13 protein-coding genes are annotated in these 14527 nt (G+C 36.8%); all 13 read left to right on the forward strand.

From position 1 onward, the window contains the following. The first annotated feature begins 127 nt into the window (after positions 1-127). The 13 genes from miaB to ABD682_RS00645 all read left to right on the forward strand — a co-directional run bounded on the left by miaB (position 128) and on the right by ABD682_RS00645 (position 14527). Entirely contained in the window at positions 128-1576 is a 1449-nt protein-coding gene (miaB, locus tag ABD682_RS00585; RefSeq protein ID WP_344737878.1) for a tRNA (N6-isopentenyl adenosine(37)-C2)-methylthiotransferase MiaB, read from the forward strand. Between the two features lie 9 nt (positions 1577-1585). Then, entirely contained in the window at positions 1586-2839 is a 1254-nt protein-coding gene (locus ABD682_RS00590) for a sigma-54 interaction domain-containing protein (protein WP_344737880.1), read from the forward strand. Positions 2840-2887: 48 nt separating this feature from the next. Next, positions 2888-3397 (forward strand): LPS assembly lipoprotein LptE, encoded by a 510-nt coding sequence (gene lptE / locus ABD682_RS00595; protein ID WP_344737882.1) that lies wholly within the window; start codon positions 2888-2890, stop codon positions 3395-3397. A gap of 99 nt (positions 3398-3496) precedes the next feature. After that, on the forward strand, positions 3497-4408 hold the full coding sequence (locus tag ABD682_RS00600) for a hypothetical protein (RefSeq protein ID WP_344737884.1): 912 nt from the start codon (positions 3497-3499) through the stop codon (positions 4406-4408). After that, complete coding sequence (gene secG, locus ABD682_RS00605) at positions 4408-4764, forward strand: preprotein translocase subunit SecG (RefSeq protein WP_344737886.1); 357 nt, start codon at positions 4408-4410, stop codon at positions 4762-4764. Before ABD682_RS00600 ends, secG begins: the two co-directional genes overlap by 1 nt. 148 nt (positions 4765-4912) lie before the next feature. Next, on the forward strand, positions 4913-5188 hold the full coding sequence (locus tag ABD682_RS00610; protein WP_344737888.1) for a co-chaperone GroES: 276 nt from the start codon (positions 4913-4915) through the stop codon (positions 5186-5188). A gap of 101 nt (positions 5189-5289) precedes the next feature. Continuing rightward, on the forward strand, positions 5290-6924 hold the full coding sequence (gene groL, locus ABD682_RS00615) for a chaperonin GroEL (RefSeq protein ID WP_344737890.1): 1635 nt from the start codon (positions 5290-5292) through the stop codon (positions 6922-6924). A gap of 167 nt (positions 6925-7091) precedes the next feature. Beyond that, positions 7092-9794, forward strand: a complete 2703-nt coding sequence (locus ABD682_RS00620; protein WP_344737892.1) for a carboxypeptidase-like regulatory domain-containing protein — start codon at positions 7092-7094, stop codon at positions 9792-9794. Positions 9795-9850: 56 nt separating this feature from the next. Beyond that, positions 9851-10306, forward strand: a complete 456-nt coding sequence (locus ABD682_RS00625; RefSeq protein ID WP_344737894.1) for a GAF domain-containing protein — start codon at positions 9851-9853, stop codon at positions 10304-10306. Between the two features lie 145 nt (positions 10307-10451). Then, positions 10452-11984, forward strand: coding sequence for a bifunctional phosphoribosylaminoimidazolecarboxamide formyltransferase/IMP cyclohydrolase (purH, locus tag ABD682_RS00630; RefSeq protein WP_344737896.1), 1533 nt, complete (start codon positions 10452-10454; stop codon positions 11982-11984). A gap of 172 nt (positions 11985-12156) precedes the next feature. Next, positions 12157-13185, forward strand: coding sequence for a rod shape-determining protein (locus ABD682_RS00635; RefSeq protein WP_344737898.1), 1029 nt, complete (start codon positions 12157-12159; stop codon positions 13183-13185). A 17-nt stretch (positions 13186-13202) separates the two neighbouring features. After that, positions 13203-14027, forward strand: a complete 825-nt coding sequence (gene mreC, locus ABD682_RS00640) for a rod shape-determining protein MreC (RefSeq protein ID WP_344737901.1) — start codon at positions 13203-13205, stop codon at positions 14025-14027. A 191-nt stretch (positions 14028-14218) separates the two neighbouring features. Then, on the forward strand, positions 14219-14527 hold the full coding sequence (locus ABD682_RS00645) for a hypothetical protein (RefSeq protein WP_344737903.1): 309 nt from the start codon (positions 14219-14221) through the stop codon (positions 14525-14527).

A 14527-nucleotide genomic window follows, 5' to 3' on the forward strand; every position in this document is an offset into this window, starting at 1 on the left:
AGCAAATTAGCCTTTTTCCTTCAAAATTTTGTTAATTTTTTTATTTTTAAACCTGCCACTTTGTCACAAAGTATAAATTAATTGTATCTTTGCGGTCTTATTAAACCGAAAGGTTTTTTTATAGACTATGGAAAAAATTATAGACGAAAAAAAACAAGGCGAAACACTCATTCTGGATAAGAAGGAAGGGAATACTCGAAAGCTGTTTATTGAAAGTTATGGTTGTGCCATGAACTTTAGCGATAGTGAGATTGTAGCTTCCATTTTATCGGAACAAGGTTATAATACTACCAACACTTTAGAAGAAGCAGATCTGGTTTTGGTAAACACCTGTTCGATTCGGGATAAGGCCGAACAAACCGTTCGTAAACGCCTCGAAAAATATAACGCCGTTAAACGTGATCAGAATCCAAATATGAAAGTTGGGGTTCTGGGGTGTATGGCTGAACGCCTGAAAACTAAATTTTTGGAAGAAGAAAAGATCGTTGATCTTGTTGTAGGACCTGATGCCTATAAAGACCTTCCCAATTTACTTTCAGAAGTTGATGAAGGTCGCGAGGCCATCAACGTTATTCTATCTAAGGAGGAAACCTATGGCGATATTGCCCCGGTGCGTTTAAACACCAATGGTGTAACTGCTTTTGTATCGATAACCAGAGGTTGCGATAACATGTGCACCTTCTGCGTGGTACCTTTTACCAGAGGTCGTGAACGTAGTAGAGATCCGCAAAGTATTGTTGAAGAGATCGATGATCTGTGGGCGAAAGGTTATAAAGAAGTAACCCTTTTAGGACAGAATGTTGATAGTTATTTATGGTATGGCGGTGGCTTGAAAAAAGATTTCATCAAAGCCAGCGATATTCAAAAAGCGACAGCCGTGAATTTCGCTAAACTTTTGGAATTATGTGCTCAGGCACAACCTAAAATGCGCATTCGTTTTTCCACTTCCAATCCTCAGGATTTTACCATGGATGTTATTGAGACCATGGCGAAATACAATAATATTTGTAACCACATACATTTACCGGTACAAAGTGGTAGCGACCGCATTTTAAAAGCCATGAACCGTTTGCATACGCGTGAAGAATATTTCGAAATTATCGATAATATCCGTAAGGTCCTTCCCGATTGTGCAATCAGTCAGGATATGATTACCGGTTTCCCAACAGAGACTGACCAGGACCATAAAGATACCTTATCACTAATGGAATACGTGAAATATGATTTCGGTTATATGTTTGCATATTCAGAACGCCCCGGAACATTGGCGGAGCGTAAAATGGAAGACGATGTTCCTGAATCTGTAAAAAAGGAACGCCTAAAAGAGATCGTAGCCCTGCAACAAGAACACAGTGGTTTCAGAACCCGCCAGCATCTTAATACTGTTGTGGAGGTCTTGATTGAAAAAACGTCTAAAAAATCAGATGCGCATTGGTCCGGTAGAACACCTCAAAATGTGATGACTGTTTTCCCGAAGGAAAATTATAAAATTGGTGATTTTGTAAACGTTGAGGTTACGGATTGCACCAGTGCCACGTTGATTGGTAAAGCTATAGCTTTAAGCGATAATAATTAAGGACGCATCATGGAATCTGTACAAACTATAAAACAACGTTTTGGTATTATTGGGAATACGCCCGGACTCAATCGTGCTATTGAAAAAGCCATTCAGGTGGCACCTACAGATATCTCTGTTTTGGTTACCGGTGAAAGTGGTGTTGGTAAGGAAAGTATTCCAAAGATCATTCATCAATTATCACACAGAAAACACAACAAATACATCGCGGTAAACTGTGGCGCTATCCCTGAAGGAACAATTGATAGTGAATTATTTGGTCACGAAAAAGGTTCCTTTACCGGAGCTACACAAACCCGTGCCGGGTATTTTGAGGTTGCCGATGGCGGAACTATTTTTTTAGATGAAGTAGGTGAATTACCTTTAACCACTCAAGTGCGTTTGTTGCGTATTCTGGAAAATGGCGAATTCTTAAAAGTTGGCTCCAGTAAGGTTCAAAAAACAAATGTTCGGATCGTGGCAGCTACCAACTTGAATATGCTGGAGGCCATTCAAAAAGAAAAATTCCGTGAAGATCTGTATTACCGTTTAAGTACGGTAGATATTCATTTACCGCCGCTTCGTGAGCGTAAGGAAGATATTTATTTGTTGTTCCGAAAATTTGCCAGCGATTTCGCGCTGCGTTATAAAATGCCAACTATAAAACTAACTGATGAAGCTGTGGCCGTTTTGGAAAAACACCGCTGGAGTGGTAATATCCGTCAGTTAAGAAATATTGCGGAGCAGCTTTCTGTTTTGGAACAGGATAGAACCATTACCGCCGAGACCTTGCGCAGTTATTTGCCTAAGGAATCTAATTTACCGGCCGTTATTAAATCTTCAAAATCTGAAAGTGATTTCAGCAGTGAACGCGAGATCTTGTATAAAGTACTGTTCGACATGAAAAGTGATCTGAACGATCTTAAGAAACTCACTTTAGAGCTTATGAAATCTGGCAACACAGCAGATGTTGAGAAGGATCATGAAGGTCTGATTCAGAAAATATACGGGGAAAATGAAAGTGATGCGGAGTTTGAAGAAGCTACCGAAAACCTGGAAGTACTCTCGATTCCTGAAAAATCAGAGCAAAAAGAGGAAGAAAAAGATAAATATCATTTTGCAGAAGAGATCGAAGAAGAGGAAACATTATCGCTCCAGGACAAAGAATTGGAATTAATTAAAAAATCGCTTGAGCGTCACAACGGAAAACGTAAATTAGCAGCCGCAGAGCTAGGTATCAGTGAACGTACCTTATACCGAAAAATCAAGCAATACGATTTATAAGAAAACGGAAGCAGTAACGTTATGATTCCTGCGAAAGCAGAACAACACATGAGAAAATATTTAAAACATCTTTTAATTTTAAGTCTGAGTTTCAGTTTATCCGGTTGTGGTATTTATTCGTTCACGGGCGCTTCAATTCCTGCAGATGTTAAAACGTATCAGGTTAATTATTTTGATAATACAGCACTTTTAGTTGAACCGGGATTAAATATTGATTTTCGTGTTGCTTTGCAGGATCTGATTCAAAATCAAACCAATTTGAGCCTGGTAACTTCTAATGGCGACCTTGTTTATGAAGGTGAAATAACGGATTATCGTATTTCTCCAACGACGGCTACCTCCGACAATCGCGCCGCTCAAAACCGATTGACTATCGCAGTAAAATTGCGATTTTACAATAAAAAAAATCCGGACGATGATTTGGAACAAAGTTTTTCATTCTTTTATGATTTCCCGGGACAAGCTCAGCTTATTGGTGCTCAAAAAGAGACGGCTCATGAAGAAATTTTTCAACGTTTAACCCAGGATATCTTTAATGCTACCCTGGCAAAATGGTAGAACGCTTTTCAAGAAATAAACCCCTAATCTTCGCGACCTACACAATTAAATAAGTACCTTTGAGTTGACTTAATGAACCCGAAAGATTTTACATATTTAATGCAGTTTCCGCAAACTATTACGCATCAGAACACTGAAGCGATAAAATCCATTATTCAGGAATTTCCATACTTTCAATCAGCACGAGCTTTGTATCTGAAAGGCCTGAAGAATGAAAGTAGTTTTAAATACAATCAGGAACTAAAAAAAACTGCGACGTATACCACCGATCGTAGTATTTTATTTGATTTTATAACCTCAGATCATTTCAACCAAAATGAAATTTCAAGGCATATCAAACAAAATAGTTCGCATTTAAAAAATATTGAGGTCGATGTTGAAGATATTTCGGTGAATAAAAGCGTGGTTATAGATCATGCTTTAAAACAACAAATCAAAGAATCGGAAGCCATTTTAGATCCGGCACTTTTTGAGCCGAAAGTGGCGCGACCACCCAAACCTTTTGCTCTTGATGAAAGTGAATCTATTAAAGAAATTGAAGCCCCTATTGAAACAGAACCGGCTTCACCGGAAGAGATTCTAAAACTAGGCAAACCTTTGCAGTTCGATAAAAATGAGTCGCATTCATTCAACGAATGGTTAAAGCTTACTAAATTCAAACCCATCAAACGTGAGGAAGATGAAAAAATAGTTGAAGTTGAAGAAAAACCCGAGATGGTATCCGAACGTGCAAAGAAATTTGAATTGATCGATAAGTTTATTTCTGAAAACCCGAAAATTACGCCATCAAAAAACACATCAACAAAAAAGAACCTCGCAAAAGCACAAATGATCCAACCCGAGGCCTTAATGACTGAGACCTTGGCGCGCATTTATGTCGAGCAAAAAAACTATAAAAAAGCGATTCAATCTTATAAGATATTAAGTTTGAAATATCCGGAAAAAAGTAGTTTCTTTGCAAACCAAATTAAAGCGGTAGAACAATTACAAGAACAAAATAATAAAGACTGATGAGTACGTTTACAATATTTTTGATATTAATTGTTGTGGTAGCCTTTTTACTCGTTGTAGTAATTATGGTTCAAAACCCAAAAGGTGGTGGTTTATCCTCTTCTTTCGGTGGCGGCGGTACACAACAATTGGGGGGTGTTAAGAAAACCACGGACTTTTTAGATAAAAGTACCTGGACCTTAGCAACCTTATTATTAGTTTTGATTTTACTATCAAACCTGGCTATCGACAGAGGAGCTAAAGAACCCGAATCGAAAGCTTTAGATCAGGATGCTGCAACAACAGAACAACCTTTACCGAACACACCTTTAAATAAGCCTGACAATACTGCAACACCAGCAGATTCAACAAAATAATTTAAAGGAAATATGATACAAAAAATGCCAGGGATTCACTCTGGCATTTTTTGTTTCTGCAAGTTTGTCAGTACCTCAGCATTGGCACATTTTTGGCTTTAATGAAAGTCGTTAATATTAATCTGAAAAAATTAAAAATAAACAACACATGGCATTAAACATTAAACCATTAGCAGACCGCGTTCTTGTAGAACCAGCTGCAGCTGAAACTAAAACAGCTTCAGGAATTATAATTCCGGATAACGCTAAAGAAAAACCACAAAAAGGTACTGTTGTGGCCGCCGGACCGGGCACCAAAGACGATCCGATAACTGTAAAAGTTGGCGATACTGTTTTATATGGAAAATATGCCGGAACCGAATTAAAATTAGAGGGTACCGATTATTTAATGATGCGTGAGAGTGATATTCTTGCGATCATCTAAAACCCAAATCATTTCCGCTTTGCGGAATAAAAAAACAAAAAATCAACTAAAAATTTAATGCATTTCCGCTTTGGCGGAAAACAACAAAAAAACAAATAAAAATGGCAAAAGACATTCAATTTGATATAGAAGCACGCGACGGTATTAAACGTGGCGTTGATGCATTGGCGAATGCGGTTAAAGTAACTTTAGGTCCAAAAGGACGTAACGTTATTATCAGTAAAAGTTTTGGTGCACCACAAGTAACAAAAGATGGTGTATCTGTAGCAAAAGAAATCGAATTAGAGAACGCTCTAGAGAATATGGGCGCGCAGATGGTAAAAGAGGTTGCTTCAAAAACCAACGATCTTGCTGGTGATGGTACTACAACTGCAACCGTTCTTGCTCAGGCTATCGTGAAAGAAGGCTTAAAGAACGTGGCTGCCGGTGCTAACCCAATGGACTTAAAACGCGGTATTGATAAAGCCGTTGAAGCCGTTACTCATGAACTGGAAAAACAGGCTAAAAAAGTAGGTAACTCATCAGAAATGATAAAGCAGGTTGCTGCGATCTCGGCTAATAATGATGACACTATTGGAGAATTGATCGCTAAAGCTTTTGAAAAAGTAGGAAAAGAAGGTGTGATCACCGTTGAGGAAGCAAAAGGTTTAGATACTTATGTAGATGTTGTTGAAGGAATGCAGTTCGATCGTGGCTATTTATCGCCTTACTTTGTGACCGACTCAGATAAAATGATCGCAGATCTTGAAAACCCATACATTTTGATCTTCGACAAAAAGATCTCAAACCTACAGGAAATTCTTCCCATTCTAGAGCCTGTGGCACAATCCGGTCGTCCATTATTAATTATTGCTGAAGATGTTGACGGACAAGCCTTAGCGACTTTAGTAGTAAACAAATTACGTGGTGGTTTAAAAATTGCCGCTGTAAAAGCACCTGGATTTGGCGACAGAAGAAAAGCGATGTTGGAAGATATCGCTGTATTAACCGGAGGTACCGTAATTTCTGAAGAACGCGGATTTACCCTTGAAAATGCTGATTTAAGCATGTTGGGTACTGCTGAAACTGTAACCGTTGATAAAGACAACACGACTATTGTAAACGGTTCCGGAAATGCTGACGATATTAAAGCCCGTGTGAATCAGATCAAATCTCAGATCGAAACAACTACAAGTGATTACGATAAGGAAAAACTTCAGGAGCGTTTGGCTAAGTTAGCCGGAGGTGTAGCGGTGCTTTATGTTGGTGCTGCAAGTGAAGTTGAAATGAAAGAGAAAAAAGATCGTGTAGACGATGCGCTACATGCTACCAGAGCTGCTGTTGAAGAAGGTATTGTTGCCGGTGGTGGTGTTGCCCTGGTAAGAGCAAAAGCTGTTCTTGACAAGTTAGCAACTGAAAACGCAGATCAGGCTACAGGTGTTCAAATTGTAAATAAAGCGATCGAATCACCGCTACGTACTATTGTTGAAAATGCCGGCGGTGAAGGTTCTGTAGTGATCAATAAAGTACTTGAAGGCAAAAAAGACTTTGGTTATGATGCTAAGTCTGAAGCCTATGTTGATATGCTAAAAGCCGGAATTATCGATCCTAAAAAAGTAACACGTATCGCATTGGAAAATGCAGCCTCTGTTGCAGGTATGATCCTGACCACAGAATGCGCTTTGATCGATATTAAAGAAGAAAGTGAAGGCCATAGCCATAGCCATATGGGTGGTGGTATGCCCGGCATGATATAAACATCACATTCATAAATTTTTAAAAAGCGTCTCAATTTAATTGGGACGCTTTTTTTGTTTAATATCAAACATCTTTTGATAGTAATTAAACCTTTTTTAATTATTGAAGTCTTAACTTTGAATACGAGCGTATCCTTAAATTTCCAAACGATATCAAACTAACGTTTATGCTAAAGCTACTGAGCTTTGTTTTTATTATTTGTTCTTACCATATCTCCCTAAGTCAAACTACAATTACAGGTAAAATAATCGATCCTCAAGATCAGCCGGTTGAATTAGCCTCAATAGTAATATTAAATAAAAAAGATTCTACGGTAGTAAACTATACCATTACTGATAAAGAAGGGGCTTTTAAAATTATTGAAAATAAAAAAGGTGCCTTTTTATTCCAGGCATCCTCTTTAGGATATAAAACAATCTTCAAAACCATAAACTTAAAAAGTGGTCAGCTGGATTTAAAAGCGATCCGGCTGGAAGAAGATTTGAATACTTTGGAAGCCGTTACCATTTCAGCCGTTATCCCAATTCAAATTAAAAAAGATACAGTAGCATACAATGCCAGCGCATTTAAAGTGCATTCCGATGAAAATCTAGGTTCTTTACTCGGGAAACTTCCGGGGGTTGAAATAGATTCTGATGGAAATATTACCGCTCAAGGCAATGAAGTACGCCGGATATTCGTAGATGGTAAAGAAGTTTTTAGTGGAGATCCATCTATTGTGTTGAAAAATCTATCAGCCGATGTAATTTCTAAAGTAGAAGTTATTGATAAAAAAAGTGATGAATCAGAACTTACAGGAATTGATGATGGCAATAAGGAGGTTGTGATCAATTTCACTTTAAAATCTAGTCAAAAAAACAAAGGCTTCGGAAAAATAGCCGGTGGATCAGGGTTGGATGACAAGTATTTTATAAATACGAATTATAATCGCTTCAGTAGCAAAACCCAACTTTCAATTATAGGTAAATTCAATAATATCAACATTACGGGATCAAACATCAGTAGTTTTTTAGAGAATGCAAATGGTATTTCAGACGACTCTGACGATGAAGCTTCAGATAATGAAATCAGTCCGAAAAATTTAACCGGGTTTTTAACTACCAGGGTTGCGGGCATTAATATTGGTCAGGAGTTTAGAGAGAAAGAATTTTTAAACGCTAATTATTTCTACAATCATTCCAATAACTACGGGACAACATTTAGCAAACGGATCAATTTTGCTACAAACAATAATTTTATTCAAAATTCTGACAACAATTTTAATAATACCACCGACAATCACAATTTAAATTACAATTACGAAAGTAAACACAATAAGATGCACACCTTAAAAGTGAATGGTGGAATTACTGCGGACAACAGAACTAATTTTTTAGACAAAAATGTTCGATTTACGGATGATAGTGGAACACTTTCCAGAATCAATGCCATTGAACTTAGCAGAAAAAATAAAAATGTTTCCGGAACATTCAACATCCATTATTTTAAACGCCTAACAAAATCAGGTAGGAGCTTTGTTACGGGAATAAATTCTTCAGTTTTACAAAAAAACTTTATTAATGATCAACATAACATTATTACCCGGAATGTCGGTTTGTCGAATGAATCTCAAAAGGAACAACTAACATTTCGGGATGAAACCGAAAAAAACAAACAATTAAAACTTTATTTCAATTTTTCAGAACCCTTATGGACGGGGCATCAATTGAAAATACTCAGCTCAGCCAGCACCGAAATAAATAATGAAGATGGTGTTCAAAAACGCATTACTGTTAGCGATCAAAATACAGAAGAAAGCTTCTTATTAAATTTCAACAATATTGAGCGCAGTTATGATACAGGTTTACGGTACAATTTTCGAACCTCAAAATGGTTTATTTCCTCCGGTGTTAATTTTCAGGACCTCAACAGGATTTTTGGAACTGAAGACGTTTCACCAATAGTTAAAAATCAGTTTTATGTAAATCCTACGGTTATAATTCAATATAAACCCAAGCGAGGAGCGAAACACCGATTACTTTTCAAAAGATTTATCAGAAGTCCAAGATCACGCCAGATTACTACCGTTGTTAATAATTTGAATCCCTATTCCATTAGGACCGGAAACCCCGATTTAAAAACTGAAAAAATTAATCAAGTTATCCTGAGTAATATTGTACATGATTTTAAATCATCCCTCAGTTTCTACTCCAGAATACAATTTCAATTCATAGATGATGCTATAAATTCAAACGTAGTAATAAACGATTTTGTTCGAACACACTCCTTTATTAACAGTGATCAAAATAAACTTCTCAGAACAACATTAAGCTTCAGTAAAAAAATAAAGTCATTAGGAATTCGATACACATTAAAGAATAAAAATCTATTTAGAACAAACAAAACCTTGATAAACAACGAATTAAATGATGTTATAACTCAGGGTTATGCTTTTAATTTTTGGTTTGAAAATACCAATAAACAGAAGCTGGATTTAAAAACCGGACTTTCCTTTGATACCAACCAAACGTCCTTCTCTTTGGTTGAAGATTTAAATCGCACATTCCAAAGACAAGATTATTATACTTCTTTGGACTACGACATTTCTGAAAAATTTAATTTCAATAGTCAACTAAATTATATTGTTTTCACAGATAATAAGTTCAGCTCTAATGAAAAATTACCTCTTTGGAACGCTGCATTTTCCTATGCCTTTTCAGATAAAAAAAATCAGCTATTAAAATTGGTTTTGATTGACCTTTTAAATCAAAATGTTGATATTTATCGCCATAGCACAGTCAATTATTTCGAAGAAAATACGACGCCAAGTTTAGGGCGTTATGTTATCTTAAGCTATACCTATCGGTTAGGAAATAATCGATCTTCATAAAAAAAAGGATAAAAAATCAGGTCTTTTTAAATACTTTTGCTTAAAAATATTTTACCATGAATTTTGAAACTTTAAAACCTCAAATTAAAGCCATTGTTTCTAATGCTCCATTAGATGTTGATGCACGTTTATTGCAAATTTGCCAATTGCTTGAAACCCGTGTAGATTATTACAATTGGGTGGGGTTTTATTTTAAAAATGGTGATAGGAACGAACTCAAATTAGGTCCCTATGTTGGTGCGCCTACAGACCACACGATTATTCCCTTCGGAAAAGGTATTTGCGGACAAGTAGCGGTAAGTAACCAAAATTTTGTGGTGCCGGATGTGGCTGCTCAGGATAATTATATTGCCTGCAGCATTACCGTGAAAGCTGAAATTGTGATCCCTATTTTTGTAAATGGCGAGAACGTTGGTCAGATCGATATCGATTCGAATACCCCCGATCCCTTTACGGAAGCCGACGAGCGCTTTTTGGAGTTTGTTTGCGCTGAAGTTGCCAAAATTTTATAGTTGTTAACAACTTTTGGGTTTCGTTGAAAAATCATCTTGATTTTCAATTCCCATCCACCGCTTTTTTTAAAGTAAATAAGTACTTTTGCATATCGCGTTAACGCGTCGTATTCATTGTTAAAAGTCTAAAACTACACAACCCAAAATGAGCAACAACAAAACCATTTCATCGGCCTTAATTTCTGTTTTCAATAAGGACGGTTTAGGACCAATAGTAAAAAAATTACATGAACAAGGCGTTACCATCTACTCTACAGGTGGTACCGAAAAATTCATTAAAGAAATGGGGATTCCTGTTGTTCCGGTGGAGGATGTGACCTCCTACCCGTCCATTTTAGGTGGTCGTGTTAAAACCTTACATCCAAAAGTTTTTGGAGGCATCTTAAATCGTCAAAATCATGATGGCGATGTGGCTGAATTAGCCGAATATGAGATTCCACAGATCGATCTTGTAATTGTTGATCTTTACCCGTTTGAAAAAACCGTAGCCTCCGGAGCCAGCAATCAGGATATTATTGAAAAAATTGATATCGGTGGTATTTCTTTGATTCGTGCTGCTGCAAAAAATTACGCTGATGTGGTCTGTGTTTCAACCGTGGAAGATTATCCGGCCTTTTTAGAGCTTTTAAATGAAAAGAACGGCGAAACTTCAGTAGAAGATCGTAAACGTTTTGCTTCAAATGCTTTTAATGTTTCTTCGCATTACGATACAGCGATCTTTAATTATTTCAATACCACAGAACAGGCTTCAGTGTTAAAGATAAGTGAGCCACATGGTAAAACATTGCGTTATGGTGAAAACCCACACCAAAAAGGTGTTTTCTACGGCGATTTCGATGCGATGTTCGAAAAACTTCACGGAAAAGAATTGAGTTATAACAATTTGTTAGACGTGGATGCCGCGGTTAATTTAATGAACGAATTTAAAGGTGAAGCCCCAACATTTGCTATTTTAAAACACAATAATGCCTGTGGCCTGGCACAACGTGAAAATATACATCAGGCCTATGTTGATGCTCTTGCAGGTGATCCTGTTTCAGCCTTTGGCGGAATTTTAATAAGCAATACTGAAATTGATAAAGCAACGGCCGAAGAAATTCACACGTTATTTTGCGAAGTGGTTATAGCGCCTTCTTATTCAGCAGAAGCCCTAGAAATATTGAAGGGTAAGAAAAACAGGATTATTTTAACTCTGAAGGATGTTGAATTACCGAAAACAACCTTAAGAACATGCCTAAACGGAACTTTGGTTCAGGATAAAGACCTGGTTACAGATTCCAAAGCAGACCTTAAAAATGTAACAACAACAAAACCTACAGAAGCACAAATTGAAGATCTTTTATTTGCTTCAAAAATTTGTAAGCACACCAAATCCAATACCATTGTATTAGTAAAAGACAAACAACTTTGTGCCAGTGGTACCGGGCAAACCAGCCGTGTTGACGCTTTGAATCAAGCCATTCATAAAGCCTTATCTTTTAAATTTGATTTACAAGGAGCCGCTATGGCGAGTGATGCTTTTTTCCCGTTTCCGGACTGTGTGGAAATTGCAGATAAGGCCGGAATTACTTCTGTTATTCAACCCGGCGGATCTATAAAGGATCAATTGAGTATTGATTATTGTAATGACCATAACGTTGCTATGGTAATGACGGGAACACGCCATTTTAAACACTAAAAAACAGAGTCATTTTTTGAGTTTTTAAACATCTAAAAACCGATGAACAACGTATAAGCACAAAGTGCTAAAATTCATAATAATTTTGAGCCTTGTAATACCGAAATTATTTAGTAAGTTTTATTACATTTACGAGATTCGTTTTAAAACCAATAAAAACCATTAATAGCCCATGGGATTTTTTGACTTCCTCACTGAGGAAATTGCCATAGATTTAGGTACTGCTAACACATTAATTATTCATAACGACAAAGTTGTAGTTGATTCCCCGTCTATAGTAGCCCGAGACAGGGTTTCCGGCAAAATCATAGCGGTTGGACAAGAAGCCAGCCTGATGCAAGGAAAGACCCATGAAAATATCAAAACGATTCGTCCGTTAAAGGATGGTGTTATTGCCGATTTTGATGCTTCCGAGCAAATGATCAGTATGTTCATCAAAAACATACCGGCACTTAAAAAACGTTTTTTCTCTCCGGCCCTACGCATGGTTATTTGCATTCCTTCCGGTATCACCGAGGTTGAAATGCGTGCGGTAAAAGAAAGTGCAGAACGTGTAAATGGCAAGGAGGTTTATCTGATCCATGAGCCTATGGCAGCCGCTATCGGTATTGGTGTAGACATCATGCAGCCCAAAGGGAATATGGTGGTTGATATAGGTGGTGGTACAACAGAAATTGCAGTGATCGCACTTGGTGGAATTGTTTGTGACAAATCCGTGAAAATTGCCGGAGATGTCTTTACCAATGATATCGTTTACTACATGCGTACACAACACAATTTGTATGTTGGGGAACGTACGGCAGAAAAAATTAAAATTCAAATTGGTGCCGCAACTGAAGATCTTGAATTACCTCCAGAAGACATGAGTGTTCAAGGGCGAGATTTACTCACGGGAAAACCAAAACAAGTATCTATTTCACATCGGGAAATCGCAAAAGCCTTAGATAAATCGATTTTACGTATTGAAGATGCTGTGATGGAAACCTTAGGGCAAACACCTCCGGAATTAGCAGCCGATATTTATAATACAGGTATTTACTTGGCCGGTGGTGGTTCCATGCTTCGTGGTCTGGATAAACGCTTATCACAAAAAACGGATCTACCGGTTTACATTGCTGAAGATCCACTTCGTGCGGTGGTGCGAGGCACAGGAATAACGCTTAAAAATATCCCTAAATACAAAAGCGTATTGATAAAATAGAAATCCTGAAATAGCTCATGCAACAGATTATTAATTTTATAATAAGAAACAAAAACTTCTTGTTGTTCTTGTTGCTGTTTTCAGTTTCTTTGATATTCACCATTCAATCCCATGACTTTCATAAAAGTAAGTTCGTAAACTCAGCAAATTTTATTTCGGGAGGTGTATTAAATACAACAAATAATATTTCACAATATTTCTCTTTAAAATCTCAAAATGAATTATTGGTTGAAGAAAACCGCGAGTTAAAATCTGTATTATTCAATTCTCAAAAATTAGCGGATTCCGTTTTTACAGATTCATCTCAATTCGGCCAAAAATATAAGTTTACAGCTGCAGAAATTATCAGAAATAATTACGCCCTCACTGATAATTTTTTGTTAGTGAATAAAGGCAAAAAAGATAGCATTAAGGAAGATTTAGGCGTTATTTCTTCAAAAGGCATTGTAGGCATTATTGACGCCACGAGTAAACATTATGCCAGGGTAATCTCTATTTTAAATAGTTCGAGTCGTATCAGTGCAAAACTGAAAAAGAGCAATCATTTCGGAACCTTGCGATGGAATGCAAAAAACCCAAATATTGTTCAGCTAAGTGATGTTGAAAAAATAGCTCCGGTAAGCATTGGTGATACCATTGTAACCTCAGGGCGCTCCATTATTTTTCCAAAAGGCGTTAATATTGGTTTCATTTCAGATTTCAAGCTAGACGCGGCAGAGAATTTTTATGAAATCCAGGTGACCCTTTTTAATGATATGACCAATCTGGAATATGTTTATATCATTGAAAATAAGGATGCTCCGGAAATTAGAGCGCTTCTAAATAACGACAATATCGAATGACAACCTTTATCCCAATAAATACCATTCGGTTTATCGTGCTTTTACTAGTGCAGGTTATTTTTTTCAATAACATAAATTTTTTAGGTTATATAAATCCGTATGTCTATATTTTATTTGTTGCCTTTTACCCTGTAAAAAGTAATCGGCTGCTTTTCATGTTAACTTGCTTTTTGCTCGGCTTAATGGTAGATATGTTTTTAGATACCGGCGGTATTCATGCAGCAGCATCTGTTACTGTGGCCTATGCCCGACCGGTGATATTAAAATTTGCTTTTGGTGTTATGTACGAAAACCAAAAAATTAAATTCAGCACTTTAGATATTGGCTCTATTACCGTATATATTGCATTATTGGTTTTAATTCATCATTTCGTTTTATTTTATTTAGAAATTTTTAGCATTTCTAAAATACTATTGGTGTTGAAAAAAACGTTATTCTCGGGAATTTTCACTATTTTCTTAAGCGTTATTTTTACCGTGATTTTTAGCAGGAAAAAATAG

The organism is Gaetbulibacter aestuarii (genome assembly GCF_039537665.1).
In the GTDB taxonomy this organism is placed as follows: Bacteria; Bacteroidota; Bacteroidia; order Flavobacteriales; family Flavobacteriaceae; genus Gaetbulibacter_A; species Gaetbulibacter_A aestuarii.